The organism is Rheinheimera sp. F8 (assembly GCF_001518915.1).
The window spans coordinates 2439101-2464218 of the sequence record NZ_CP013656.1; the positions used below are offsets into that span (position 1 = coordinate 2439101).

Annotated in this window: 24 protein-coding genes; 15 read left to right on the forward strand and 9 right to left on the reverse strand. The window is 51.4% G+C overall.

Going from position 1 to position 25118, the window contains the following annotated elements:
- Window position 1: 1 nt before the first annotated feature.
- The 4 genes from ATY27_RS10910 to ATY27_RS10925 all read right to left on the reverse strand — a co-directional run bounded on the left by ATY27_RS10910 (window position 2) and on the right by ATY27_RS10925 (window position 2190).
- Window positions 2–349 carry a hypothetical protein gene (locus ATY27_RS10910; protein ID WP_208933544.1) on the reverse strand — a complete coding sequence of 116 codons (348 nt, stop codon included), beginning with the start codon at window positions 347–349 and terminating at the stop codon, window positions 2–4.
- A 95-nt stretch (window positions 350–444) separates the two neighbouring features.
- Window positions 445–984 (reverse strand): transposase, encoded by a 540-nt coding sequence (locus tag ATY27_RS10915; RefSeq protein WP_208930680.1) that lies wholly within the window; start codon window positions 982–984, stop codon window positions 445–447.
- Window positions 985–1347: 363 nt separating this feature from the next.
- The gene (locus ATY27_RS10920) at window positions 1348–2013 is read right to left on the reverse strand and encodes a hypothetical protein (protein WP_208930681.1); all 666 of its coding nucleotides are present in this window, start codon (window positions 2011–2013) and stop codon (window positions 1348–1350) included.
- A gap of 18 nt (window positions 2014–2031) precedes the next feature.
- The gene (locus ATY27_RS10925) at window positions 2032–2190 is read right to left on the reverse strand and encodes a hypothetical protein (RefSeq protein WP_208930682.1); all 159 of its coding nucleotides are present in this window, start codon (window positions 2188–2190) and stop codon (window positions 2032–2034) included.
- Between the two features lie 626 nt (window positions 2191–2816).
- On the opposite strand from ATY27_RS10925, the gene prfC reads away from it, so the two are divergent.
- The 9 genes from prfC to ATY27_RS10970 all read left to right on the forward strand — a co-directional run bounded on the left by prfC (window position 2817) and on the right by ATY27_RS10970 (window position 13204).
- Window positions 2817–4415 (forward strand): peptide chain release factor 3, encoded by a 1599-nt coding sequence (gene prfC, locus ATY27_RS10930; protein ID WP_208930683.1) that lies wholly within the window; start codon window positions 2817–2819, stop codon window positions 4413–4415.
- Between the two features lie 26 nt (window positions 4416–4441).
- A complete protein-coding gene (gene argS, locus ATY27_RS10935) occupies window positions 4442–6181 on the forward strand; it encodes an arginine--tRNA ligase (RefSeq protein WP_208930684.1) in 1740 nt (579 codons plus the stop codon).
- 70 nt (window positions 6182–6251) lie between these two features.
- Window positions 6252–6890 carry a pyridoxamine 5'-phosphate oxidase gene (pdxH, locus tag ATY27_RS10940; RefSeq protein ID WP_208933488.1) on the forward strand — a complete coding sequence of 213 codons (639 nt, stop codon included), beginning with the start codon at window positions 6252–6254 and terminating at the stop codon, window positions 6888–6890.
- Between the two features lie 101 nt (window positions 6891–6991).
- Window positions 6992–7570, forward strand: a complete 579-nt coding sequence (locus ATY27_RS10945) for a GNAT family N-acetyltransferase (protein ID WP_208930685.1) — start codon at window positions 6992–6994, stop codon at window positions 7568–7570.
- A 66-nt stretch (window positions 7571–7636) separates the two neighbouring features.
- Complete coding sequence (locus ATY27_RS10950; RefSeq protein WP_208930686.1) at window positions 7637–8293, forward strand: TetR/AcrR family transcriptional regulator; 657 nt, start codon at window positions 7637–7639, stop codon at window positions 8291–8293.
- Complete coding sequence (locus tag ATY27_RS10955; protein ID WP_208930687.1) at window positions 8286–9245, forward strand: HlyD family efflux transporter periplasmic adaptor subunit; 960 nt, start codon at window positions 8286–8288, stop codon at window positions 9243–9245. The genes ATY27_RS10950 and ATY27_RS10955 overlap by 8 nt, the downstream gene beginning before the upstream one ends.
- Entirely contained in the window at window positions 9232–10236 is a 1005-nt protein-coding gene (locus ATY27_RS10960) for an ABC transporter ATP-binding protein (protein WP_208930688.1), read from the forward strand. Before ATY27_RS10955 ends, ATY27_RS10960 begins: the two co-directional genes overlap by 14 nt.
- A complete protein-coding gene (locus ATY27_RS10965; RefSeq protein ID WP_208930689.1) occupies window positions 10199–11320 on the forward strand; it encodes an ABC transporter permease in 1122 nt (373 codons plus the stop codon). The genes ATY27_RS10960 and ATY27_RS10965 overlap by 38 nt, the downstream gene beginning before the upstream one ends.
- A 195-nt stretch (window positions 11321–11515) precedes the next feature.
- On the forward strand, window positions 11516–13204 hold the full coding sequence (locus ATY27_RS10970; protein ID WP_208930690.1) for a M20/M25/M40 family metallo-hydrolase: 1689 nt from the start codon (window positions 11516–11518) through the stop codon (window positions 13202–13204).
- 327 nt (window positions 13205–13531) lie between these two features.
- Here ATY27_RS10970 and ATY27_RS10975 read toward each other — a convergent pair whose 3' ends face one another.
- Together ATY27_RS10975 and ATY27_RS10980 are read right to left on the reverse strand one after the other, a co-directional pair.
- Window positions 13532–14500 carry a hypothetical protein gene (locus ATY27_RS10975; protein ID WP_208930691.1) on the reverse strand — a complete coding sequence of 323 codons (969 nt, stop codon included), beginning with the start codon at window positions 14498–14500 and terminating at the stop codon, window positions 13532–13534.
- A 141-nt stretch (window positions 14501–14641) separates the two neighbouring features.
- Window positions 14642–14809, reverse strand: coding sequence for a hypothetical protein (locus ATY27_RS10980; RefSeq protein ID WP_208930692.1), 168 nt, complete (start codon window positions 14807–14809; stop codon window positions 14642–14644).
- Window positions 14810–14811: 2 nt separating this feature from the next.
- Between ATY27_RS10980 and ATY27_RS10985 the strand changes: the two genes are divergently transcribed.
- Window positions 14812–15627 carry a TatD family hydrolase gene (locus ATY27_RS10985; protein ID WP_208930693.1) on the forward strand — a complete coding sequence of 272 codons (816 nt, stop codon included), beginning with the start codon at window positions 14812–14814 and terminating at the stop codon, window positions 15625–15627.
- Window positions 15628–15643: 16 nt separating this feature from the next.
- Here ATY27_RS10985 and ATY27_RS10990 read toward each other — a convergent pair whose 3' ends face one another.
- Window positions 15644–16282, reverse strand: coding sequence for an AhpA/YtjB family protein (locus tag ATY27_RS10990; RefSeq protein WP_208930694.1), 639 nt, complete (start codon window positions 16280–16282; stop codon window positions 15644–15646).
- A gap of 79 nt (window positions 16283–16361) precedes the next feature.
- On the opposite strand from ATY27_RS10990, the gene serB reads away from it, so the two are divergent.
- Window positions 16362–17393, forward strand: coding sequence for a phosphoserine phosphatase SerB (gene serB, locus ATY27_RS10995; RefSeq protein WP_244151270.1), 1032 nt, complete (start codon window positions 16362–16364; stop codon window positions 17391–17393).
- The gene (locus ATY27_RS11000) at window positions 17390–18286 is read left to right on the forward strand and encodes an alpha/beta fold hydrolase (protein ID WP_208930695.1); all 897 of its coding nucleotides are present in this window, start codon (window positions 17390–17392) and stop codon (window positions 18284–18286) included. Before serB ends, ATY27_RS11000 begins: the two co-directional genes overlap by 4 nt.
- 28 nt (window positions 18287–18314) lie before the next feature.
- Here ATY27_RS11000 and ATY27_RS11005 read toward each other — a convergent pair whose 3' ends face one another.
- Window positions 18315–20852, reverse strand: coding sequence for a PilZ domain-containing protein (locus tag ATY27_RS11005; protein ID WP_208930696.1), 2538 nt, complete (start codon window positions 20850–20852; stop codon window positions 18315–18317).
- Between the two features lie 94 nt (window positions 20853–20946).
- Between ATY27_RS11005 and radA the strand changes: the two genes are divergently transcribed.
- On the forward strand, window positions 20947–22311 hold the full coding sequence (gene radA, locus ATY27_RS11010) for a DNA repair protein RadA (RefSeq protein WP_208930697.1): 1365 nt from the start codon (window positions 20947–20949) through the stop codon (window positions 22309–22311).
- A 67-nt stretch (window positions 22312–22378) separates the two neighbouring features.
- Here the strand turns inward: radA and ATY27_RS11015 are convergent, their stop codons facing one another.
- Complete coding sequence (locus tag ATY27_RS11015) at window positions 22379–23128, reverse strand: outer membrane protein assembly factor BamD (RefSeq protein ID WP_208930698.1); 750 nt, start codon at window positions 23126–23128, stop codon at window positions 22379–22381.
- Window positions 23129–23253: 125 nt separating this feature from the next.
- On the opposite strand from ATY27_RS11015, the gene rluD reads away from it, so the two are divergent.
- Both rluD and pgeF read left to right on the forward strand, forming a co-directional pair.
- Window positions 23254–24228 (forward strand): 23S rRNA pseudouridine(1911/1915/1917) synthase RluD, encoded by a 975-nt coding sequence (rluD, locus tag ATY27_RS11020; RefSeq protein WP_208930699.1) that lies wholly within the window; start codon window positions 23254–23256, stop codon window positions 24226–24228.
- On the forward strand, window positions 24228–25004 hold the full coding sequence (pgeF, locus tag ATY27_RS11025; RefSeq protein ID WP_208930700.1) for a peptidoglycan editing factor PgeF: 777 nt from the start codon (window positions 24228–24230) through the stop codon (window positions 25002–25004). The genes rluD and pgeF overlap by 1 nt, the downstream gene beginning before the upstream one ends.
- Window positions 25005–25118: the final 114 nt, after the last annotated feature.

Sequence of the window (25118 nt, forward strand, 5' to 3'; positions counted from 1 at the left end):
GTCAAAGCAACCTACTTTGCCAAAAATCAAACGTAGCGACATTTGCATTTATGCTGGGGCATATGACCATTGCCACTATCTGCCAGAGCAGGTTGAGGCTTATACGACTTGGTGGAATCGGATCCAGCGCATCAGGAATCCGGAGCTGTATCACAACGTGGTTGAAATGAAGCGGGGGTGATTGTGGCACAATGAGGGAAAGTGTTTTTAAGCTGACGGATCCCCAGAATCGCCAAGGCCGCCAGAGAAGCAGCACTGCTAAACGGCCTTTCTTTTTCGTCCGATGCGCGTTGCTGCCAAGGCCGTACGTCTGGCTTTTCTGGTCGCGGAATGCTTCTTCAATTTGCATCCTTGCATCCTTGCATCCTTGCAGCATAAAGCTTGTTGATTTTCTTTGCATAATTGAAGCAATACGCCAGGTTAGATACCAGCAGCCATGGCTCTTTAAACGGCAGATGTTTGTCGCTTTTTTTTCAGTTTCCAGCCTTTACCGGCAAGCACGGCGCGACAGGCATATTGCTGAGATTGACCAAGCGCAATCTCGCCGAGAACCATCGGCTGCTGCCGGGCCTTTTTATACACCTTCGCCACGCTGATAAATTCACTCTGGCCCGGTAATCTGAGCGATACCTGACCGCGCACCCGACCAATAAAATGCCAGCCTAAGGCACTCACTTCCTTAAACCACGGCACTTTGAAGCCTGCATCGGTGACGATGACCGGCCAGCAGCGCTTGGGCAGCATCGCCTTCAATCTCGCTAAAAATGCCTTATGCAGATGCGGACAGTTGTAATCGGCTGCCCGTTTAATGCAATGTCGCTCTGAGGCGTCACTATCAATGCCGCGACCAATCGCAGTGACAGTGCACTGGCCGTTGGTGAGTAAACTCTGCAGCGATGCCGTCAGCGAGTTTAAAAGATGTTTATGGAAATTTTTTGGGGTGACAAGGTCGAGAAAATCGGCGAGCATAGCTTGAGCTTTCATGGCGGTTATTCATGGTTTGTGATTTTTGGCGAAGGATCAGATCAGGGACTGCCATGAATGTTCCCTCCCGCGCCTGAATTATTGTTTTACCTACACAACTTCTGGGGATACTTCAGGTTTTTAAGTCAATCTTCTACCGGCGTGATTCAACAATCGGCTTATAGCTTTGGTTCAAGATGCTGTCGACCGAGCTATATGTGGGTTTTAGTGGCCAACTAAATTTGGCCGCATAAACTGCCGACTACCTAGCAGTGTACTTCAATAGGCGAGCATTTGCTGACACCCGCCCGAATCTTCGTCGTGAGCCTGGTAGGTCTCCACAAATATTTACCATACACGATGGCATAGAAGAAATATTTTTGATTATGGAGATTGTGGCTTGAACTTATCTGAAAATGACTGCCACTCTGCGGTCGTCGGCGTATAATTTTTATCTATTGGAATACTAAAACGCACTGCAATACCTGTTTCATCTTCCATGAGCCGGTAGAACTTAAAATTAGGCAGCTGTTTGCTAATCAACATTTGTTCAATTGCCTCTTCCGCTTGCTGTTTCTCTGTAAAGCCTTGCAGTAGCATCGCACAAAATTGTTGGTTGCAGCCTGAAGTGTAATAACTACCAAACTGTCGCGTAAAAGTGTCGGCAAGTTGGGTCAAATGTTTGTTTGCCGCTTCCGCTTCTGGACTGTAGTTTCCTTGAAAACTCTGTGCCCACTGCGCATTGTCGGCAATTTTGGCAAGTTGCAGCGTTGTGGCCTGATAGGGATCTGTCGGCGAAGCCGAGGGAGAGCTTTCAGACTTACCAGAAGGCTGCTCTGGATAATCATGGGTAGCTCGTTCTGAGTTTTCACGAGTTGGCCCGTTTTCACCTCGCCGGGTATTATCAGTTACTGCTGCTGATGTCATCACCGACTGAGTATTGTTGGCAATATCAAGCTGAACTTCACGCACCGGCTCAGTTTCGAGCAGGTGTAGAATACCAGCTCCTGTAACCAAACCAATCAGAAGAATAGTGATTTCCTTTTTCATTAGTTTACCTTCCAATCTTTACAAAGACCGCAAATGATGCGGTCTTTCAGTTTCTAATTCAATTTCTTGTAAGTTATTTCTTTTTCTTTTTTCCGCCCTTGTTTGTACCGCTGTCTCCACTGCCAGCGCCACCGCCACCGCCACCGCCACCAGTTCCGCCACCAGTTCCGCCACCATTGCCGCCGCCTGGAGAAGCGATAGGGCCGCCACTACCGCCACCACTGCCACCGCCACCACTATTATCAAAACACAGACCACCGGGAGGCGTCTCATACGTACCACAACCTAAATCAGTGCAAACCCTTACTTTTCCGTCGACGCAGATAGTTAGATCTGCATGCGCTGGTGCTGAAAATAAAGGGATTGTGACTAATAGTGCCGCGAGCATTGAATAGCGTGAAGATACTTTACTAATTCCATATTTAGCTATTTGCATTTCTATAATCCATCGGAAATTTGTCGAATTGAATCTAAATATTAGCGCTTACCAGAGTTAACTATAAATTAACATAAATAGCTATTTTGTAAGCAAATCGAGATTACAATGAAAACAAAAAGTGTGTCAATATGTTAATAGTGTTTACTAGATGTAAATTTGCATCTGTTTCTGATTGTTATCGTCGGATAGCCACTGTCATTGCCGATACCCGCGTGCTGGCCAAGTTCAATAGTTGGAATCAGTGAATTGAGACATCCGGAGATAAATTTCAATCAAGGGAGCTGGTCTGGTAAAATGCGCGCCACGTTTCATAGGTACTTTTACTGCTGACTACATAGCGGTGTACATAAATTAAGAATTCGATATGGCAAATAAAGATTTTTTGAATGAAATCAATAGTAGACGCACCTTTGCGATCATCTCTCACCCGGATGCCGGTAAAACCACCATTACAGAAAAGGTGCTGTTATTCGGACATTTGATCCAAAAAGCCGGTACCGTGAAAGGTAAAAAATCTGGCCAGTACGCTACGTCTGACTGGATGGAAATGGAAAAAGAACGTGGGATCTCGGTCACGACTTCTGTGATGCAGTTTCCATATGCTGATTGTCTGGTCAACCTGCTCGATACGCCGGGCCACGAAGACTTCTCGGAAGATACTTACCGCACGCTGACGGCAGTCGATAGCTGTCTGATGGTGATCGACGGCGCCAAAGGTGTCGAAGAACGCACCATCAAACTGATGGAAGTCACCCGGCTGCGCGACACGCCAATCATCACCTTTATGAACAAAATGGACCGTGATATCCGCGATCCGATTGATTTGCTTGATGAAGTGGAAAGTGTACTGAAAATTGCCTGCGCGCCCATTACCTGGCCAATTGGCTCAGGCAAAGAATTTAAAGGCATCTACCATATCCTGCGCGATGAAGTGATTTTTTATAAATCCGGTATGGGTCACACCATTCAGGATGTCGATATCATCAAAGGCATCAATAATCCGGAGCTTGATGCACGTTTAGGTTATTTTGCTGCGGATTTACGCGAGCAAATGGAACTGGTGCAGGGCGCCAGTCATGAATTTGACCGTGAAGCCTTCTTAAAAGGTGAATTAACACCGGTATTCTTTGGTACCGCCCTCGGTAACTTTGGTGTGGACCACATGCTGGATGGCCTGACGGAATGGGCACCGGCGCCACAGCACCGCGCGACGACCGGCCGTACCGTCGAGCCGACCGAAGAAGGTTTCTCCGGTTTTGTGTTTAAAATTCAGGCCAATATGGACCCGAAACACCGCGACCGCGTGGCGTTTTTACGCATCTGTTCCGGCAAATACGAAAAAGGCATGAAAATGCATCATGTCCGCATCGGTAAAGATGTGCTGGTGCCGCATGCGCTGACGTTCCTCGCCGGCGACCGCGAACACGTTGAAGAAGCGTTTCCGGGCGATATCATTGGTTTACATAACCACGGCACCATTCAAATCGGCGACACTTTTACCGCAGGTGAAAAATTCACTTTCACCGGTATTCCGAACTTCGCGCCTGAACTGTTCCGCCGCATCCGTCTGCGTGACCCGCTGAAACAAAAGCAGCTTTTAAAAGGGTTGGTGCAGTTGGCCGAAGAAGGCGCAGTGCAGGTATTCCGGCCGCTGGATAACAACGACCTGATCGTCGGCGCCGTCGGTGTGCTGCAGTTTGATGTGGTCGTGCACCGCTTGAAATCGGAATACAACGTTGATGCGATTTACGAAAGCGTTAACGTCAGCACGGCGCGTTGGGTCTATTCAGAAGATGGCAAAGCGCTGGAAGAATTTAAAAACAAAGCCAGCACCAATCTGGCGCTCGATGGTGGGGATAACTTAAGTTACCTGGCCCCGACAATGGTGAACCTGAATTTGTCGATGGAGCGGCATCCGAAGATCCGTTTCCATAAGACCCGCGAACACGCGCACGCCGGTTAATTTCAAGGTTTTACACAGGATACGAAATGAATATCAAACAGTTATTGGCCGCCAAAACGCAGGCCGCAATGATCAAAGTCGGCTTGCCGGCGGATACCAATACCGCCGTGACGCAAAGCACCAAAGTGGAATTTGGTGATTACCAGATTAACGGCGCTATGGCGGCCGCCAAGTTATTAAAAACTAACCCGCGCGCGTTAGCGCAGCAACTGGTGGACGTGCTGGAATTGGCTGATATCGCCGATAAAGTCGAGATCGCCGGCCCGGGTTTTATCAACGTGACGTTAAAACCAGACTGGCTGGCGATGCAGTTACAGCACGCAGTGGCAGACCCACGTTTAGGGGTCAGTGCCAACACCACGCCGCAAACGGTTGTTGTCGATTATTCAGCACCAAACCTGGCCAAAGAGATGCACGTCGGTCATTTACGTTCCACTATTATCGGTGATGCTGTGGTGCGCGCGCTGGAATTCTGGGGCGATAAAGTTATCCGGCAGAACCATATGGGCGACTGGGGCACGCAATTTGGCATGCTGATCGCGCATCTGGAAGACAAGCTGGCTGCAGGCGTTGATTTGGAAGCTGTGGCGCTGGCGGACTTAGAAGATTTCTACCGCGAAGCGAAAAAACGCTTTGATGACGAAGTCGGTTTTGCTGACAAATCGCGTGATTATGTGGTGAAACTGCAAGGCGGCGACGCGCATTGTCAAAAACTGTGGCAGCTGTTTATCGATACGTCAGTCAAGCACAGTGAAGAAGTGTACCGTACGCTCAATGTGACTTTGGGTCATGACCACATTAAGCCGGAATCGGCCTATAACCCGATGTTGCAGCCGATTGTTGATGATTTAATGGCTCGTGGCATTGCCGTGGAAGATCAGGGCGCTTTAGTTGTGTTCCTGCATGAGCTGGCCGACAAAGAAGGCAATCCATCGCCTTTTATTATTCAAAAAACCGGCGGCGGCTTTTTATATGCCACCACCGATTTGGCGGCCTGTCAGTATCGCAGCCACGAACTCAATGTTGACCGCATCATTATTTTCACCGATGCCCGCCAGGCGCTGCACTTTAAACAAGTGGAACTGGTGGCGCGTAAAGCCGGACTGTTGCGCGACGACACTGCTTACGAGCATTGCCCGTTCGGCACTATGATGGGTGAAGACGGCAAGCCGTTTAAAACCCGTACCGGTGGCACCGTTAAACTGGCTGAACTGCTGGAAGAAGCAGTAGTGCGCGCTGAAGCCGTGGTGAAAGGCAAATCAACAGAATTAACTGCTGAGGAAATCGCCGAAGTGGCGCGCAAAGTCGGCATTGGTGCAGTGAAATTTGCGGATCTGTCGAAAAACCGCACCTCAGACTATATCTTCAGCTGGGATGCCATGCTGAGCTTTGAAGGCGCCACCGCGCCGTACCTGCAATATGCCTACACCCGCGTCAGCAGTATTTTGCGCCGCGCCGGCATCAGCGCCAGCTTCAGTGCCACGCTGCAACTGGGTGAGCTGCAGGAAAAACAACTGGCGCTGAAAGTGCTGCAGTTTGAAGAAACGCTGCAACAGGTGATGAAAGATGCGCAGCCAAACTTGCTGTGTAATTACCTGTATGAACTGGCGAGTCAGTACATGAGTTTTTACGAGGCCTGCCCGATTTTAAAAGACGGTATTGAACCAGCGCTGCGCGACAGCCGTTTAATGCTCAGTATCCTGGTGGCTAAACTGCTGGCCAAAGGGTTGGATCTGCTTGGCATCGATGTGATGGAGCGGATGTAATCTGTTAAAAAGGCTGGTCAGAACCGGCCTTTTTTCTGCCTGTTTCTGTAAAGAGGAAGTGTTCATGAGTGTGAATGTCGCGGATATCCGCCGCAGCTACAGCAAAGATAAACTGGACATGGATAAGTTAAATCCGGATCCATTTGTGCAGTTTGAAGGTTGGCTGAAAGACGCCATCGCGGCCGAATTGCCAGACCCTACAGCAATGTGTGTGGCCAGTGTCGATGCTGAAGGCCAGCCGTCACAGCGGTTGGTGTTGCTAAAAGACGTCAGCCAGAACGGTTTTGTGTTTTACACTAACCTCGGCAGCCGCAAAGCGCAGGAACTCAGCGCCAATCCGAAAGTCTGTCTGCATTTTCCGTGGCATCCACTGGAGCGTCAGGTCATTGTTTATGGCACTGCCGAGCGCGTTCCGACCTCTCAGGTGTTGCATTATTTCACCTCGAGACCAAAAGAAAGCCAGCTCGCTGCCTGGGCCTCTGAACAAAGCCGGCCTGTGTCGACCCGCCTCGCGCTGATGCAGAAATTCGCCGAGATCAAACACAAGTTCGAACACGGCGAAGTGCCGGTGCCGAGTTTCTGGGGCGGCTTTTTGGTCAAACCGCATAAAATAGAGTTTTGGCAGGGTGGTGAACACCGCTTGCACGACCGATTTATGTACAGCCAGCAAGCCGATGGCAGCTGGATCATCGAGCGGCTTTGCCCGTAAAACAGCGTCGTCCAGTGAACGTAGTGTTTACGGCGCAGCTCTTGATAGCTGCGCCGTTTTCGCTTTAAGCTCGGGGCAGTTTTCAGCACCGGATTTACCAAGTGAACCTTCTGCAACAAGTCTTAACCAGCCCAACCCTGCGCTTAATCCCGCTACAACCCGAACATTGGCCGGCCCTGATGCAAGCGGCCAGCGACCCGTTGATTTGGACTCTGCACCCAGAGCCCGAACGGTATAAACCGGAGCTGTTCCGGCCGGTATTTGACAGCGGTCTCGCCAGTGGCGGTGCTTATCTGATCTGCGACAAGCAGAGTAGTGAAGTGCTGGGGACCAGCCGCTATTACGATTTTGACGCGGGCAAACGCGAAGTGGCGATTGGCTACACCTTCTTAGTGCGTTCACGTTGGGGCGGGTCGACTAATAGCGAATTAAAACATCTGATGCTCAGCCATGCCTTTAGTTTTGTAAGTACAGTTTGGTTTCACGTCGGTGAACACAATCTGCGTTCACGCCGCGCCGTGGAAAAACTCGGCGCTTGTTATACCCACACGGAAACAACATCCCCAACCGGCGTCGCCCGCGCCACAGTGTTTTACCGGCTGGATAAAACATGCTGGCAGGCGCGCAATCTGCCTGCTGACTGTGGGTACTATCCAAAACCGCCCCTGGTGGAGAATTAATCTCATCGCTTAATGTTTCACCGGCGGCTAGCATATTCATCAGCTGGATAATTTGGAGACTTGCTGATGAATACCAAAGCCGGACGCCCGGCCGCTGTGGCGCAGCAGAATAATACCCGGCAGCATCTGCTGGTGCAGGCGCGGCTGTTATTCTCTGAACTGGGCTATGAGCGCGTCACCACCCGGATGATTGCGCAGGCCGCCGGCGTCAATGCCGGCATGATCCGTTATTATTTTGTCGATAAAGCCGGCTTGTTTGAAGCTATGTTACGCGAAACTATCGCACCTTTGCTGCAACTGGCACAGCAGCAGGCGCGGCTGGCCGAGCTGCGCGACCCGGCTGCGATAGTGGCCGCTTATTATGCGGTGATGGCACCGCATCCGCTGTTACCGACCTTAATTTTCCGCGCCCTGCACAATGTGGATTCGGCGGAATATCAGATTGTCAGCCGGGTGTTTGCTGGTTTTGTCCAACAGATGTTGAGCAGCCTGGCGCAAGTGCTGAGCGCTCCCGACCAGCTACAACAAGGTTTGTTGCCATTTAATGCACTGCTGACCTGTTTTAGCCTGGCGATTTTCCCTTTTGTGATTCCGCCTTTTATGAAACAGGCGCTTGGGCTGCAACTGACGCCGGAATTTTTGCAGCAACTGGCGGCGCACCAACAGCACGTGCTGCGTCATGGTTTGTTACAAACCGCACCCAATGGAGACAGCCATGCGTAAACTGGTTTTACTGAGTCTTTGCGTTGCAATGGTCGCCTGTCAGCCACAAGAACCGCCGTCGGCTTTTGGCACGCTGGAACGGGAGCGGGTGCTGTTGACGGCGCCGGCAACCGAACTGATCCTGACGCAATCGGCGTTGGTAGGCAGCAAAATCAAAGCCGGCCAGGTGTTGTTGCAACTTGACCCAAAACTGCAGCAGTTGAAAGTCGATAAGGCCAGCGCTGAAGTGCAGCGTGCGCAGGCGGCACTGGAATTGCTGTTGCAGGGCAACAGAGCTGAGCAAATTGCTGCCGCAGCGGCGCGGCTGGCACAGGCGAAGCTCAGGCGTGCTGACAGTGAGCGTCAGCTCAACAGGGCAAAGCAACTACGTGTGCAGAAACTAGTCGCACAAGCTGAGCTGGATGCGGCGGAACTGAGTAGCCAGCTGGCCCAGGCGCAATATGCCGATGCCGCACAGCAGTTACAGGAATTGCAGGCTGGCAGTCGCCCAGAACAAGTCAGTCAGGCCCGGTTTGCACTGGAAAGTGCGCAGCAGTCACTGAATGTCGAACGTAAACTGCTGGCGGACTTAACGCTGGTGGCCAGTCGCGACGGCGTGTTGGAAGATCTGCCGTACCATATTGGTGAACGGGTACCACAAGGTGCTGTGCTGGCGGTGATCGCAGCAGACGCGGCGCCTTATGCCAGAGTTTATTTGCCACAAACGGCGTTATCACAGTTCAGAATTGGTCAGCAGGTGCAGATCCGCGTGGACGGTCAGTCTCAGCCGATCGCCGGCATCGTGCGCAAAATTGCCACTGAAGCCAGCTTTACGCCTTATTTTGCGTTACATCAGGCCGAACGGGCGCATCTGATGTATGTCACCGAAATCAGCCTGCATACAGAACTGACGCTGGCGACCGGGCTGCCGGTGCAGCTGGCATTACCGGAGTCTGCTGATGCTGCGCAATAACCCGACAGCTGCCTCAGAGCAGTTGCCAGCTGAAGTGGCCAATAGCGCTTTGGCGATCGATGTCAAAGGCATGAGCCGGCGGTTTGGTGACTATCTGGCGGTGAATCTGCTTGATTTGCAAATTCCCACGGGCTGTATTTATGGCTTTCTCGGGCCCAATGGCTGTGGCAAATCGACCTCGATCCGGATGCTGACCGGCTTGTTAACGCCAAGTAGTGGCGTGATTAAAGTGCTGGGGCTGGAACTACCGCGTCAGGCGGACCAACTGCGCCAGCGCATCGGCTACATGACGCAAAAGTTTTCGCTGTACGACAATCTGACAGTGCGGGAGAACCTGGAGTTTGTCGCTGGCATCTATCAAATCCGCCGTGCCGTAAGGACTCAGCGCATCGGCGAATTGCTGGATTTGTACCAGCTGGCTGATAAACAGCAGGTGCGGGCCGGCAGCTTAAGCGGCGGCCAAAAGCAGCGCCTGGCGCTGGCCGCTGCAACTATACACAAACCGGCGTTGTTATTTCTCGATGAGCCGACGTCCGCAGTCGACCCGGAAAACCGCCGTGAATTCTGGGAGCGGCTGTTTGATTTAAGCGATGCCGGCACCACGATTTTGGTGTCGACCCATTACATGGATGAAGCTGAGCGCTGTCATCGGTTGGCGATCCTCGAGCGCGGCGAAAAAAGAGCTGACGGCAGCCCAACCGAATTGATGGCGCAAATGGCGGCCGATGTGTTTGAGGTCAGTGGGCCTGAGTTACGCCGGTTACGCCGGCAACTGTTGCTGTGGCCACAAATCATGTCGGCGGCACAGATTGGCCAGCGCCTGCGGTTGCTGGTGTATAAATCTGCCGGCTGGGATCTTGGGCAGCTGCAACACCGGCTCGGTGCTGACTACCAGATTGAATCGGTTCGCCCATCACTTGAAGATGTCTTTGTTGCCAACACCGGAGCTGCATATGCTGAGTCTGTCTCGCATTCACGCGATTTTTCGTAAAGAGATCTGGCAGTTATCGCGTGACCGCATCACCTTTGCGATGATCGTGATGATCCCGCTGGTGCAGCTGATGCTGTTTGGTTACGCCATCAACACCGATGTGCGTCAGGTGCCGGCTGCGCTGGTCGACCACAGCGGCAGCAGCGCCGCCAGGCAGTTAACCACTGATTTGCAGGCATCGCAGGCGGTGCGTTTTGTGACAGGTCGCTTCGACGTTCAGTCCGCGCAGGTGGCTCTGACGGCTGGTGAAGTCAATGCGATTTTGCTGATCCCGGCCGATTTCGAGCGCCGGCTGGACGAGCGTCGGCGAGGTAGCAGCAAGGCCATTGCGCAGTGGATCACCGATGGTTCAGATCCGATGCTGAGCAATGCGATTAATGCGCTCAGGCAGATGCCGTTGCCACAGCTGGCGCCGGTGCATCGTGAAGCAGCAGTGCCGCCCGCTGCGTTATTTGATGTGGTGAATTTTTATAATCCGGAGCGGCGCAGCGCGGTCAATATAGTACCAGGGCTGATTGCGGTGATCCTGACGATGACAATGATCCTGTTTACTTCTGCAGCCATCGTGCGCGAGCGCGAGCAAGGCAATATGGAGTTTCTGATCAATACGCCGATCCGTCCGATTGAGCTGATGCTGGGGAAAATTCTGCCTTATATCGCGATTGGTTTGTTGCAGGTGGCGATTATTCTTGGCCTCGGGCATGGTCTCTTTGCCGTGCCGTTACCTGAGCAATGGCTGTCGTTGTGGCTGGTGACCTTGCTGTTTATTCTGGCCAGTCTGACGCTGGGGTTGTTGATTTCGACCAAAGCGCAAACGCAGCTGCAGGCAATGCAACTGACGGTGTTTATCCTGTTGCCATCGATTTTGTTGTCCGGTTTTATGTTCCCTTATGTCGCGATGCCGAAACCGGCGCAATACATCGCAGAATTGTTGCCGGCCACGCACTATGTGCGGCTGGTGCGTGCTGTGGTATTGCGTGACGCCCATTGGACTGCACTTTTAAACGATATCATGGTGTTAGCGGCTTTTATTGTGGTGGGCATGACGCTGGCGACGCTGCAATTTCGCAAGCGACTGGATTGAAGCCTGGCTGCGGATAAGTTGCCGGCGGATTGTCGTTACAAATATTGTGTTGACCGCAAAGCCGTTGCCTTGTGTCTTGTGCTGGCTGAGTCTGATCTCTGCCTGTTCCTGCCATTGCGAAGGAACACTGAAAGGGAACACCTTGCGGCTATGCGAGGCAAAAGAGCAACAATAAATAAAAGCGGGAACATGATTATGAAACGAATTTTAGCAGCGACGACAGCTTCAGTGCTGGCGCTCGCGGTGTCTCAGGCATTGGCCGCCGACTTAGAAATGGCCAACAAAATCCGCCACGAAGGCCTCTATCAAAGTGAAGTGCTGCATACACTGGAATATCTGACCGATGAAATTGGGCCGCGCCTGACTGCATCGCCACAAATGACTGCTGCGAACCAGTGGACTTTAAAACAACTGCAAAGCTGGGGCCTGAAAAATGCCGAATTGCATCCATTTGAATTTGGTCGTGGCTGGAGCTCATCGGCATCCAGCATCGCACTGACAGCGCCAAGAGCGGTGTCTTTGCATGGGATCCCGGTGGCCTGGACGCCCGGCACCAACGGGCCTGTGGCCGGCGACGTGATGATGTTTGATGTCAACACTGAAGCCGAACTTGCTCAATATGCCGGCAAGTTACGCGGTAAATTTCTGATGATGGGCGAAGATCTGAAGATTGAGCCGCCAAACACTATCATTTTCGAACGGCTGGGTAGCGACAAACTCAATAAACTAAAAGACAGCGAAGCAGGTGCCAGACCGAGTTATGAATCGGCGATGACCAAGGCTCTGCGCGCCAGCCGCAAACAGGCCTACCAGTTTAATAAAGCCCTGAGTGCCTTTTTAGTCAAAGAGCAGGTTGCAGGTGTGATTTATCGTTCCAGCCGTCAGGGCGGATTGGTGCGGGTGTTTGGTAAATCGCACAAAATCGGTGAAACCTTTGGTGTGCCGGCGATCATTATCGAACAAGAAGACTATGGTCAATTGCTGCGGATGCTCGACCGCAAAGAGCAGCCGCAGCTGACGCTGGATATCAAAGCGCAGTTCCATGATGACGACAAAAACGCCTACAACACTATTGCTGAAATTCCGGGTACGGATAAAAACGCCGAAGTGGTGATGGTCGGCGCGCATCTGGATTCCTGGCATGCCAGCGATGGTGCGGTGGACAATGGTGCCGGTGTCGCCGTCGCGATGGAAGCGGTACGCATTTTGTCGAAACTGAAAGTGAAACCAAAACGCACCATTCGTATCGCGTTGTGGTCGGGTGAAGAGCAGGGGCTGTATGGCTCACGCGCTTATGTCAATGATTTCCTGGCGAGTCGGCCAATGCCAACAGACCCAGCAGAAAAAGCCTTACCGCGTTATTTATGGTCCAGCCCGGGCTGGCCAATTTCGCCAAAAGCTGGTTATGACAAGCTATCGGTTTACTTAAATATGGATAACGGCAGTGGCCAGTTCCGCGGTATTTACACCGAAGGCAATGTGGCGGTGAAGCCAGTATTTACCGACTGGTTTGGCCCTTATATGGATCTAACGAGCGGCACGGTATCTCCACGGTCGACCGGCGGCACTGACCATGAGTCCTTTGATGACGTTGGTTTGCCGGGCTTCCAGTTTATTCAGGACCCACTGGATTACAGTACCCGCCTGCATCACACGCACATTGATTCTATTGATCATGTGATTGAAGATGACCTGAAACAGGCGTCGGTGATCATGGCTGGTTTCCTGTATGAAGCAGCGATGTCCGATAAAAAGCTGCCACGTAAACCGATGCCAACGCCGGCATCTGCTGTGCAGCAACAACAGCAGGATCTGGACAGTCAGAAAGAACAACGCAAAGCTGAGCTTGAGGCAAAGCGCACGTTGGAAAGTGGTCAGCTTTGATCTGTCGCAGTCTGTTGTGGGCGAATAGCTGACATTTGATTGGGTTGTTTTTTGGTGCGCCGCGCTTCGCGTGGCAGCACCCTACGTTTGCTTATGATCCGTAGGGTGCCGCTGAGCGAAGCGATGCGCACCATGACATTGCCGTTCTGCGATAAACGGTATGCGATACCGGGTATCACATGTCTGCTTGTGACAAAGTCCCCACTGCCGGCTTGCTTTTTCGGCTGGCTGCTGTTGGAATTCCTGATACCCCCTGCAGCTCAAGACGTTGTATGCCAAGGCGTTGTATCAGATTAAGTCGAAACTAATTCTATTCATACACGCACACTAGGGCTCATGGGCAAGTCGCATTGTACTCCGAACCCGCAGTGCCAAAAAATCAGGTACTTTTTTACCTTCAGAATGAAAAACATGATCTATACGGAACTCATATAACCCGTCAGTTCCAACTATTGGATACCAAATCCACTTATCACTGTTGCTTATCATCAATTTGTGTTTGCGTCCGTCAAGTCTATACACCAGCTCAAATTTGTCTTTGATGTCAGGCACCTCAAACTGGAGTTTAAATGCCCCTTTCTGCCGTGGTAACTCAATCATGCCTGACCTTGTTCCTGAGCGCATAATGACATATTCAATGACTGCAGCATCTATTAAACGGCCATGCAATTCTGCAAGATCTGTGAGGACTGTTGCCTTTTTTAGTCCCAATTGTATTTTTTGTTCAGTTTGGTCAGAACGTTGTTCAAGACTAATAAGTTTTTCTTTGTTTTCACTAATTATATTATCTAACTCTTTAATCGAAGTTGCTTCCTTTTGAAGCTTTTGCTGATTTTCTTCAATCAATCGGATTGCATAATTTGACTGATGAAGTAACATTTTTTCTTGATGGCCAGCGCGACTTTGGAGTAATTCCTCTGTTATTTCAGCTTTCTGCACTAAGTTATCGACTTTCAACCTTGCATTTACAATGTTCTGTTGCAAGGTCTCCAAGTTGGCAGCAACCAATTTTTTTTGCTCCTCGATTATCTTGAGCTGTGTCTCTACAGAGTTTTTGGCATCAGATAATGAATACCCAAAATAACCTAGCACTACAACTATAAAAGTTAAAGTAGGATAAACTCGATGCACAAGATAATTTTTTATTGCATCATGTACAGCGCGTTCAACTGCATATCCTATGATTGATTGCTCAACAAGAGCTATTCCTTTTGAACTTTCAAGGAATTCTTTGACGGCAGTGTACATTCCATCGTTTGATTTAGTTCCACCAGTTGGGGGGTCCACATTTGACATTCAAACCAGCTCCAGATTATTGTTATCTTTTATCTAATAGTGTTAATTATCTAGTTCTGAATTCTTGAATTTGCAAGGTAATGCTCCTAATCACCGGCATTCAGAATTAGGGCCCACTCAAGGTGGACGTTTGAATACTTACTAATTAGCCTGCATCACGCCAACTCCTGCTTCTAACACGATATCCAGATAATCTTTATCCAACATCAGCACCCTTTTTTTCGCGGGGGTTCTCAGCTTTCTGCTTTTTTCCCGCTGCATCAAACGTGAAATTGCTTGCGTTTCAAACTTTCTAATGATGAAGTTCATGTATGCCAAGCCTTGTCCCCCCATTATTTGACACGCACTGCCATCTGGATTTACCGGAGCTGGCGGCGGACTTGCCGCTGCACGTCGCAGATGCTGCCGCCGTCGGCGTAACGCGGATATTGGTGCCTGCGGTGGAAGCCGCACGCTGGCCAGGGTTATTACAACTGCAACAACACACGTCAGCGCTGCAGATCGAACTGGCACTGGGCATTCATCCCTGGTGGGCCGATACCGCAACGGACGCGCAGCTGGCGCAACTGCAGCAGTGTCTGCACACCGAACCCGGCGTATGCGCGGTCGGCGAGATTGGGCTGGATTTTGCCTTAAGCGGACCGGATGACGCCGCCACAACGCAGCTGCAGCAACGGCAACAGCAGCTATTCAGTGCGCAACTGACACTTGCCGCCAAAGCTGGCAAACCAGTGATCCTGCACCATCGCAAATCACAGCCGGCATTATTAGCTGAAATAAAACGCCAGCAGTTTAGTCAGGGCGGTATTTTGCATGCATTTTCTGGCAGTACAGCGCAAGCACATGCTTTTTTAGATCTGGGATTTAAACTCGGTATTGGTGGCACTATCAGTTATGAACGGGCACAGAAAACCCGCGATACAGTGAAAAAGCTGCCGCTGTCAGCTTTGGTGCTGGAAACTGATGCACCAGCGATGCCGCTGGCTGGTTTTCAGGGCCAGGTCAACACGCCGGCGCAACTGGCGCTGGTGTTTAACCAGCTATGCGCGCTGCGCCATGAGTCTGTCGATGTGCTGGCACAGGCTTTATGGCAAAACAGTCTGGATGCGCTGCAGCTGCCGGTTTAGCTGCTGGCTTTTTGTATTAGTCTTTTGCCGGGACGTGGTGGATCTGATGCTCGGGACTGTCGAGTGCGGCGTGGTGCAATTCTTTATTGGAGGCCAGCCGATGCGACAGCGCCTGTAACGATCCGCGTAACATCAGTGCCAGTAAGACAGTAAAACCGAGCATCCACAACACCTGTTCCATCAGCTGATGCCAGCTTTTACTCACCGCATCAAAGCTGCTGTATTGCTTCAGACTGATTTTGATGTAACCAAGCAACTGATTACCCTGATAAATTTCCTGCACCATCGGCAATAAATGATCCGGCGTCTGCGGGGCGTACAATAAACGCGCTGGTTCGCTGCCCACTGATTCACTGAGACGTACGCCATTGGCATCGTACACCACGACATCGTGCAGATAGGGATTGGACGCCATTTGTTGCGTCAGTGCTTTGAGGCCTTCGAGCTGGTCGTTTTCAATCAGATAAGCACAGGTTTGTGCCAGCGCTTTTAAGGTTTCGCGCATCAGCACGGCACTTTGTTCAGCAAACAGCTGCTCACCATGTTTATTGCTTTGTTGCCACCATTGCAGTAACAACACGAATCCACTGATCGCCAGTACAAATTGTACGCTGCGCCAGATGTTTGCTGATTTTTTTGGCTTTTTTACTGACATTTGACCTGATGATCCGCTGACAAGGCCGGAAAAATGCCGGTAGAATGCCACGCAGCCCACTTAAAGTACAGGTACGCCCGTGAGTCGTCTTTCGTCCGACATTGCAGTTCAGCCAGTAAAGCAGTTTTTTCCTGAATTATTTCAACAGCATCCGATCGTGCTTTTGCAGGAGACTGCAGAAGGCTTACAGGTCAGTCCGGCGCAAATCTCAGCCCCTGCAGCAGCGACACTGCGGATCTGGGACAGTGTGCCGGATGCACTGAATATGATGACGCTGCGACAAATATTGCAGCCGCTGGCGCAGCCGGTTCTGGCGTTGTCTTGTCAGCCCCATGCGGATTTAGCGCCGGCACTGGAGCTGCGTCTGCAGACGCAGCTGAGTGCTGAAACCGTCAGTCAATTGCGGGAACTGGCCGCGACGCTGACACTGGAACTGAATTATCTGACCACACAGCCCAAACTGACCACGCCAGGCGTGTTAGTGATGGATATGGACAGTACTGCGATCCAGATTGAATGTATTGATGAAATTGCGCTGTTAGCTGGTGTCGGGCCACAAGTGGCGGCAGTGACTGCCGCCGCCATGCGCGGTGAGCTGGATTTTGCCCAAAGCCTGCGTCAGCGTGTTGCTACTTTAAAAGATGCGCCGGAGCAGGTGCTCGCGACCGTCCTTGAACAATTGCCGTTGATGCCGGGGCTCGAAGCGTTAGTTGCCACCTTGCTGCAGCACAACTGGACCGTGGCGATTGCGTCCGGTGGTTTTACCTATTTTACCGAAGCTTTGAAACAACGTCTGGCGCTCAGTGCGACTTTTGCCAATGTACTGGAGATCCGCGACGGCAAACTGACTGGACAGGTAGTTGGGGATATTGTCGATGCGCAAGTCAAAGCGCAGGTGGTACAACAACTCGCCGCTGGCCGGGACATTCCGCATGGACAGACTGTTGCTATCGGCGATGGTGCCAATGACCTGCCGATGCTGGCCGTGGCCGGACTTGGTGTCGCTTTCCACGCTAAACCGCTGGTTCAGGCCAAAGCGCAATACGCTATCCGCCAGGGTTCATTACTGCAGTTATTATATTTGTTTGATACTTCAGATATCAGCGCATGAAGCATCAGCAACATTCCATTTATCTGGACCAGGGCGTCTACCAGTTGCATGTAAAAGCACTGGTGCCACACCACGCCAGCGCAACGCCGGTGCTGATGTTGCATGGTGCTATTGAAAACGGCCGGATTTTTTATAGCCAGTCCGGCAAAGGTCTGGGCTGTTTTCTCGCCGATCAGGGCTTCTCCGTATACTGTGCCGATTTTGCCGGCCGTGGTTTATCCAGACCTCATGTCAGCAGTGGCTTTGATCAAAACCAGCATCAGTTGATTTGTCAGGATATCCCGGCGCTGATCGAAGATATTTATGCCCGACATCAACAAAAGGTCAGCATCGTCTGCCATAGCTGGGGTGGGGTTGTGGCGCTGGCTGCTTTGGCACGCCAGCCTGAGTTATTGGCCAAAGTGCGGGCTATCGTCTGTTTTGGCAGCAAAAGGCGGATCAGCGTCCGTTCCTGGCGTAAAAGTCTGCAAGTTGATTGGGTCTGGAACAAGTTCTGTCCTTGGCTGGCCGGTAAGCGTGGTTATCTGCCGGCAAGGCAATGGAAACTGGGGGCCGACGATGAACCGGTACAGTTTTTACGCGATACCATTCATTGGATTAGACAGCCTCATTTCGTCGATCCGACCGATAACTTTGATTACAGTGCCGCTGCACAGCAACTGCACTGGCCGCCGGCTATGTTCTTCGCCGCCGTAAATGATTTAGTGCTCGGACATGCGACCGATGTCAAACTGCTGATGCAGGAAACGGGTCTGCACCAAGCACAATACCGGCTACTGGGCAAAGCGCAAGGCGATGCATTGGATTATGACCATATTTCGATGCTGACTTCGGCCAAAGCACGGACCGGGCATTTTGCTGAACTGGCTGAATGGCTGAAATTGCCGGGATGAACTCTGCGTGCAGTTTAGCGGTGCTGGATTAGCTTTGCTGATCCTGTTGCTGCACAAAAGTCCGGCGTTTTTGCTGTTGTAGCTGGATTTGTTCCGGTGCGATGCTGTAACGCAACAGGATCTCATCACTGATATCAATGACATCACCGACGCCAACCACACTCCATAACTCTTCTTCTAGCACCTTGGCTTTGTGAATGGCATAGACGCTGATGTAACTCAGTTCTTTATTAATGTGCTCGGTATCCGGCCGGCCGGTGCGCGATAAATGAATGCGGAAACAGAACAATAAATCGTTGGCGAGTGCATCCTGAATAAAATAATGTTTGGCCTGCGTGGTTTTCAGGTCAAAATCGAATTCGGTAATAAAGCTCTGTTCAAACTTTTGTTGATTCTGCCGGTAGCGGATAAACACTTCGTAAGTCCGTGGTGGGTCCTGCCGTTTCATGCCTTTGAGCTGGTTGGCAAAATGCAGATTGGTCGCGCTGTTTTTCAATAACGGCTGCAGATTCGGTTTGCTTTTGTCATCTGCAAAGACGCCAAGCAAGCGATGTAAATTATTCGGTTCGGCGCCTCGTCCCAGCACATTTAAGTCATAACGGATGCCATGACGGTGCATAAAAAACGGGAAGCTGTTCAGGGCCTTCACGTACATATTCCGCAGCGCCTGACCGAGGCCGGCAAATTTTGGCGTTTCTTCCGCCATCGTCAGTTTGGCTCTGTTATTTTTGATCAGCTGTTCAAAAAACAACCTTCCCTGGTGTGGCAGATCCTGTTCAATGATCCGCAGATTCATAATCAGCTGATTTTTACTGACTGCCATGACTTCGTAGTCGAGTTCCTGCAGGCCATATTTACTGGAGATCTTCTGCATGTCCGGCAATGACAGCTGTATTTTGTCGCCTTTTTGATAGGCCACTGGTTCGTGCGACTCAATTTGTAAGCCACGCGATGAAAAATCGCGGGTGTGCGCGTCAAAAAACTGTTCTTTATTGATTTTTAGCAGTACGCGGGTTTTGTATAAAAAGCGTCCTTCCGCGCGCAAATTGACATATTGCACTGCCACCGATTCCAACGGCGGCAGATCGTCCAGTTTCGGATGGCCAAACACCTTCAGCTGACTAAGTAAATTTTCATCAAAACTAATTTGTTGATACAACAGATTGCTTTCGTTGTGGTTGATCTCGGTCAGTGCCGCAACGTAACGGAACTCCTGGATCAACTGCAGCACTTGCGGTGGCGGCGGCTGATTCAGTTTTTGAATTTCCTGATCGGCTGTATCCGGTAACGACATCAGGATATGGGCATCTTGTGGGTGCGTGCGGTGCACGACCAGATGAAAGACCCGCCAGCTGGGTTTCTGTGCCCCAAAGCCAAAAAATACGTTCTGCAGCTGTGGTTGCTGAGCGAGCTCGTCGGCGGTAGCAGAATAAAAATAAAGTTTGCCTTTGGCGGCATGAGTGAAGCAATACAACACAGTGGAACGTTCAGCCGGCGCTTTTTGTAAGCAGCTTTTCAGCCGTTTTCCGGCCAGAATCTGCATCAGCACTGATTGTTGCCGTTCGTCCTGAAAATACTGGACGTGCTGCCGGTTATTTTCAGTCGTCAGTGCACACATTGGCACCGGCAAACCATCTCTGACCGCGAGAAACACCGGCAAAGAGGCGATGCGCGGTAAATAAAACTGCTCATAGCCTTTGACGATCACCGCATCCAGCGTATTGTCCAGATTGACTTTGTAGCGCCGTTTATTGCCATGAATAAACTGCTTGAGAAAATCGGTAAAACCACGCTCATCCGCCAGCGGCAGCCGTTTCACCCGCACATATTGCGCCCGATCAATGATTTCGCTGTCAATCACCTGGTAGGGAATGCCATGCGACAAACCTAAGGCAAACTCTTGCTCTAAACCGGTGAAATGGATGGCAATTTTCTGCCCACTTTGCAGACGGCGACTGCCAGGGACTTTCAGTTTGCTGCCAGAAACAGACAAGTCGACGGTGCTGGCCTGAAATTTTTCGCCACTGTCGAGCTCCACTTCGATATCAATCGTGAAGTTCATCCGTTCTTCACCGCGGCTGCAATAACTGGCGAACTGCACGATACGGGGGCCGGCTTTGTCTTGTTCCTGCTCAGTCTCCAAAGCGGATTCTTTATTGATCAACGGTTCGCCGGCAATCACGGCCTGCAGCCGTTGTTCAGTTTCCTGTTTGTGCCGTACCCGATAATTGTTATCGGTGTTCATTACTTCTTCGTACAGCCCAAGTGTGTACTGGCCATAACGTTTGATGCCGCGTTCAAAGGCTTTGACGGCAGTGTCGTCCATATAATGGGTTTTGCCGGCATGGTCGTAAGGGCGCACTTCGCCGTCGACCCTACCGCGCAAATCGATGTAGTAATTACAGGGCTGACCAAGTCGTTTCAGCTCCATTTTTAACAGGAATTGTTTGGGCTTCGGGATCTCTTGCGTCAAAATGGCGAAAACCTCGCTGAACTCATTGGAGTTCAGCAAGGGTTTTAATCGCTCAATAATGCCCTGATAAGGGAGGAGATCCTGTGTTGTCATTCTGCCCTGTAGTGCCGTCTGACTGCGACGGTCTGTGTTAATATCGATACAATAAAAGCAATTATTATGCCTATCAATCACTTTGAGGCCAAAGATGGCAAAAACCAAGACGGCTTATGTCTGTAACGAATGTGGTGCCGATTTTGTACGCTGGCAAGGACAGTGTACAGAGTGTGGGGCATGGAACACCATCAGTGAAGTAAGAATGACGGCGCCAGCCAAAGGCAGTCGCGGCGGCAGTGGCGGATATGCCGGTGCAACGGTCGCTAAAGTGATCCGGCTCGATCAGGTCGATTTGCAGGAAGTGCCGCGATTTAGCTCTGGTTTTGCTGAGTTTGATCGGGTGCTTGGCGGTGGTATCGTACCGGGGTCGGCGATTTTGATTGGCGGTCATCCCGGCGCCGGTAAAAGTACCTTGCTGCTACAAATCATGTGTCATCTGGCATCGACCGGGCCGGCGCTGTATGTCACCGGGGAAGAATCACTGCAGCAGGTGGCAATGCGCGCCAACCGGCTGGGGCTGCCGACCAACCAGTTAAAAATGTTGGCTGAAACTCAGGTCGAGACCATTTGTGAGCTGGCGCTGCAGGAAAAACCCCGCATTATCGTCATCGATTCGATTCAGGTGATGCAGATGGCCGATATTCAGTCGGCGCCGGGCAGTGTGTCGCAGGTGCGCGAAAGTGCAGCCTACCTGACACGTTTTGCCAAACAGCATCAAATCGCCGTCATTATGGTGGGGCATGTGACTAAAGATGGTTCTTTAGCAGGGCCTAAAGTGCTGGAACATTGTATCGATTGTTCTGTGATGTTTGACGGCGACAGCGACAGCCGTTATCGCACGCTGCGCGGCAATAAAAACCGTTTCGGTGCAGTAAACGAGTTAGGCGTGTTCGCGATGACCGGCCAGGGCATGAAAGAAGTGAAAAATCCATCCGCGATTTTTTTAAGTCGTGGCAAGGAAGAAGCGCCGGGTTCGCTGGTCATGGTGTTGTGGGAAGGCACCAGACCGCTGTTGGTCGAAATTCAGGGGCTGGTGGATTATTCGCCTCTGAATAACCCACGCCGAGTTGCGGTCGGGATGGAGCAAAACCGGCTGTCGATGTTGCTGGCGGTGATGCACCGCCACGCAGGGATCCAAATGGCTGATCAGGATGTGTTTGTCAACGTGGTCGGTGGGGTCCGTGTTGGTGAGACTGGCGCCGACCTCGCTACTTTGCTGGCGCTGGTGTCGAGTTTTCGCAATAAACCACTGCCAATGGATTTGGTGGTGTTTGGTGAAGTGGGGTTATCCGGCGAGATCCGGCCAGTGCCCAGTGGCCAGGAACGTCTGCGTGAGGCCGCCAAACATGGTTTTCGCCGGGCTATTGTGCCGCACAGCAATGTCCCCAAAGAACCGCTGGAGGGCATGCAGGTGATTGGCGTGAACAAACTCAGTGACGCGCTGGAAGCACTCTGAGGAGTTTTTTGAACCCGCTACATAGCAAAAAGGCCACATCAGTGGCCTTTTTCAACGAGATATGGGTTTAGCTTTGCTGGTTCGGGAAGTTCAACTGCAACACCGCTTTGGCGTCGTCACGCAGTTTAGTCAGACCTAACTCGTCATAACTTTTCACCATCAGTGCTAACGCCTGCGGGACCAGCGGAGAATCGCGATAATTTTCCAGTACAAAACGTGCACGGTTCGCAGCAGCTAAATGGGCGCCACGGCGACTGTAATAATCAGCGATCAGCAATTCATGGCGTACCAGTTTTTCTTTGATCACAATCATCTGCGTTTTGGCAGCTGCAGCATATTTACTGTTTGGATAAGTACTGGTCAGGATCTTGAAATCGTCGAATGCCTGTTTCGTACTGGCGATGTCGCGGTCAGCCCGGTCAATGCCAAAAAATTCCTGAAATGAGTTCTGATCGGACTGCAGATTGCTGACGCCGCGCATGTAATACACGTAATCCAGGTCCGGATGGTTAGGATTGAGGCGAATAAAGCGGTCAATACTGGCCAGTGACTGTTTTATATCACCAGACTGGTTGTAGGCGAAAATCAGGTCTAGTTGCACCTGGCGGGCCATCGGACCAAATGGATAGCGACTTTCCATCCCTTTAAGTAATTCGATGGCACGACTGTAAAGGCCTGAATCTAATACAGCTTTTGCTTCATTATAAGATTGTTGGGCGGTTTGGTTGGTGTTAACCAGCTCATCAGCTGGCTTGTTGCCGGCACATCCGGACAGCAGTGCGGCGACTGCTAAAACTGCGAAAAATTTCACTTTCATTAAAAAACCCACTCAGACTGCAGCCTTTGGCTGTCTAGTCCTGCATAAAATCGTTAAAATAGGCAGAATAGTTTCGATTCTACCCCAGAGCGTGCAGTGATGCACAGAGGATAACCGGTTCCGACATGACAAAACAGATAAAACTTACAGAAACAGTACCTGATCATCTTTACGGCAAACGCTTGGATCAGGTTCTGGCCGAAATGTTCCCCGATTATTCGCGTTCGCGGATAAAAGAGTGGATCCTGGCTGGCTGGGTCAACGTCAACAACCGCCTGTGTGACACACCGCGGGAAAAATTGCTCGGCGGTGAACATATCGTGATCAATGCCGAGATTGAAGAAGACGAGCGGTTTGAAGCCGAACCGATTGATCTGAATATTGTTTATGAAGATGAACATATTCTGGTGATCAACAAACCGGCGGGACTAGTGGTCCACCCGGGCGCCGGCAATCACGATGGCACGCTGCTGAATGCGTTATTGCATCATTGTCCGGGCATTGGCGAAGTGCCGCGCGCTGGCATTATTCACCGCCTCGACAAAGACACCACGGGTTTGATGGTGGTGGCGAAAACCATCCCGGCGCAGACCCATTTAGTTGAGATGATGCAAAACCGCGAAATCACCCGCGAATATGAAGCCATTGTGCATGGTTCGATGACCGCGGGTGGTATGGTGGATGAGCCGATTGGCCGTCACCCAACCAAACGTACGCACATGGCGGTTACGTCCAGTGGTAAACCAGCGGTCACACACTACCGCGTCATGGAGAAGTTCCGTAATCACACCCGGTTGCGGTTACGTCTCGAAACGGGGCGTACCCACCAAATCCGTGTGCACATGACGTATATCAACTATCCGTTGGTTGGCGATCCGGTATACGCTGGCCGGCCGCGTCCGCCACGCAAAGCGGATGAATCTTTGTTAGTGGTACTGCGCGCATTCCGCCGCCAGGCGCTGCATGCCGCGATGTTACGTTTTGCGCATCCAATTACCCTTGAATTGCTGGAATGGCATGCGCCGGTACCAGAAGATATGGTCACATTGACTGTGGCACTGCGAAACGACACCTTACAACACGGCATGGACAACAGCTGATGCAGCGGTTGGACGCGCCGGATTTTCTGTTGCCAGACTGGCCGGCGCCGGCGCATGTTCGTGCGCTGTCAACCAGCCGCGGTTTGGCGCCGCAGTCTCAGTTTGGTAGCTCGGCAGGCGTGTATGCCGGGCTGAATCTTGGCACTCATGTTGGTGATATACCTGATGCTGTTTTGGCAAATCGCCAGTTGCTGCAGCAATACTGTGATTTGCCCCGGCAACCAGCCTGGCTTAATCAGGTGCATGGCATTGCGGTGCTGGATCTAGATCTGTGGCAAGGTCAGCTGACTGATGCCGATGCCAGTGTCACTTCTATACCCGGGCTTGCTGCGGTTGTGATGACAGCGGATTGTCTGCCGGTGTTGTTTTGTGACCGTCAAGGGCGAAAAGTTGCGGCCGCGCATGCTGGCTGGCGTGGCCTGTGTGATGGTGTGCTGGAAGCGACACTTCAGCATTTTCCTGAGCCGGCCGAAGTGCTGGCCTGGCTCGGACCGGCAATAGGCCCGATTAATTTTGAAGTCGGCAGCGAAGTGCGGGCGGCTTTTGTCGCCAAAGATCCACAGGCAGCAGCTGCTTTTGTGCCCTCGCATAACCCCGGTAAATATCTGGCAGACATCTATCTGCTGGCCAGACAACGGCTGCAAGCCGCCGGTGTCAGCGCAATTTATGGCGGTGACTTTTGTACTGTTGCAGATCCGCAGCGGTTCTATTCTTATCGACGCGACGGTCAGACCGGCCGTCAAGCCAGTTTGATTTGGTTGACTGCCGCTAATTGACCGCATTCCCCATAGTTTTTTGACATAAGTCAATTTTTTGACGGCTAACGCTTGAAAAAACAGCAGGCGTTCCCCATCTATGCCATAACAAGGTTTTCAGATGGGAGTATTCCA

Coding starts and splice junctions, on each gene's coding strand:
- ATY27_RS10910 (WP_208933544.1), bottom strand. CDS start 349: ATGCAAATTGAAGAAGCATTCCGCGACCAGAAAAGCCAGACGTACGGC.
- ATY27_RS10915 (WP_208930680.1), bottom strand. CDS start 984: ATGAAAGCTCAAGCTATGCTCGCCGATTTTCTCGACCTTGTCACCCCA.
- ATY27_RS10920 (WP_208930681.1), bottom strand. CDS start 2,013: ATGAAAAAGGAAATCACTATTCTTCTGATTGGTTTGGTTACAGGAGCT.
- ATY27_RS10925 (WP_208930682.1), bottom strand. CDS start 2,190: ATGGTGGCGGAACTGGTGGCGGAACTGGTGGCGGTGGCGGTGGCGGTG.
- prfC (WP_208930683.1), top strand. CDS start 2,817: ATGGCAAATAAAGATTTTTTGAATGAAATCAATAGTAGACGCACCTTT.
- argS (WP_208930684.1), top strand. CDS start 4,442: ATGAATATCAAACAGTTATTGGCCGCCAAAACGCAGGCCGCAATGATC.
- ATY27_RS10950 (WP_208930686.1), top strand. CDS start 7,637: ATGAATACCAAAGCCGGACGCCCGGCCGCTGTGGCGCAGCAGAATAAT.
- ATY27_RS10955 (WP_208930687.1), top strand. CDS start 8,286: ATGCGTAAACTGGTTTTACTGAGTCTTTGCGTTGCAATGGTCGCCTGT.
- ATY27_RS10960 (WP_208930688.1), top strand. CDS start 9,232: ATGCTGCGCAATAACCCGACAGCTGCCTCAGAGCAGTTGCCAGCTGAA.
- ATY27_RS10965 (WP_208930689.1), top strand. CDS start 10,199: ATGCTGAGTCTGTCTCGCATTCACGCGATTTTTCGTAAAGAGATCTGG.
- ATY27_RS10970 (WP_208930690.1), top strand. CDS start 11,516: ATGAAACGAATTTTAGCAGCGACGACAGCTTCAGTGCTGGCGCTCGCG.
- ATY27_RS10975 (WP_208930691.1), bottom strand. CDS start 14,500: ATGTCAAATGTGGACCCCCCAACTGGTGGAACTAAATCAAACGATGGA.
- ATY27_RS10980 (WP_208930692.1), bottom strand. CDS start 14,809: ATGAACTTCATCATTAGAAAGTTTGAAACGCAAGCAATTTCACGTTTG.
- ATY27_RS10985 (WP_208930693.1), top strand. CDS start 14,812: ATGCCAAGCCTTGTCCCCCCATTATTTGACACGCACTGCCATCTGGAT.
- ATY27_RS10990 (WP_208930694.1), bottom strand. CDS start 16,282: ATGTCAGTAAAAAAGCCAAAAAAATCAGCAAACATCTGGCGCAGCGTA.
- ATY27_RS11000 (WP_208930695.1), top strand. CDS start 17,390: ATGAAGCATCAGCAACATTCCATTTATCTGGACCAGGGCGTCTACCAG.
- ATY27_RS11005 (WP_208930696.1), bottom strand. CDS start 20,852: ATGACAACACAGGATCTCCTCCCTTATCAGGGCATTATTGAGCGATTA.
- radA (WP_208930697.1), top strand. CDS start 20,947: ATGGCAAAAACCAAGACGGCTTATGTCTGTAACGAATGTGGTGCCGAT.
- ATY27_RS11015 (WP_208930698.1), bottom strand. CDS start 23,128: ATGAAAGTGAAATTTTTCGCAGTTTTAGCAGTCGCCGCACTGCTGTCC.
- rluD (WP_208930699.1), top strand. CDS start 23,254: ATGACAAAACAGATAAAACTTACAGAAACAGTACCTGATCATCTTTAC.
- pgeF (WP_208930700.1), top strand. CDS start 24,228: ATGCAGCGGTTGGACGCGCCGGATTTTCTGTTGCCAGACTGGCCGGCG.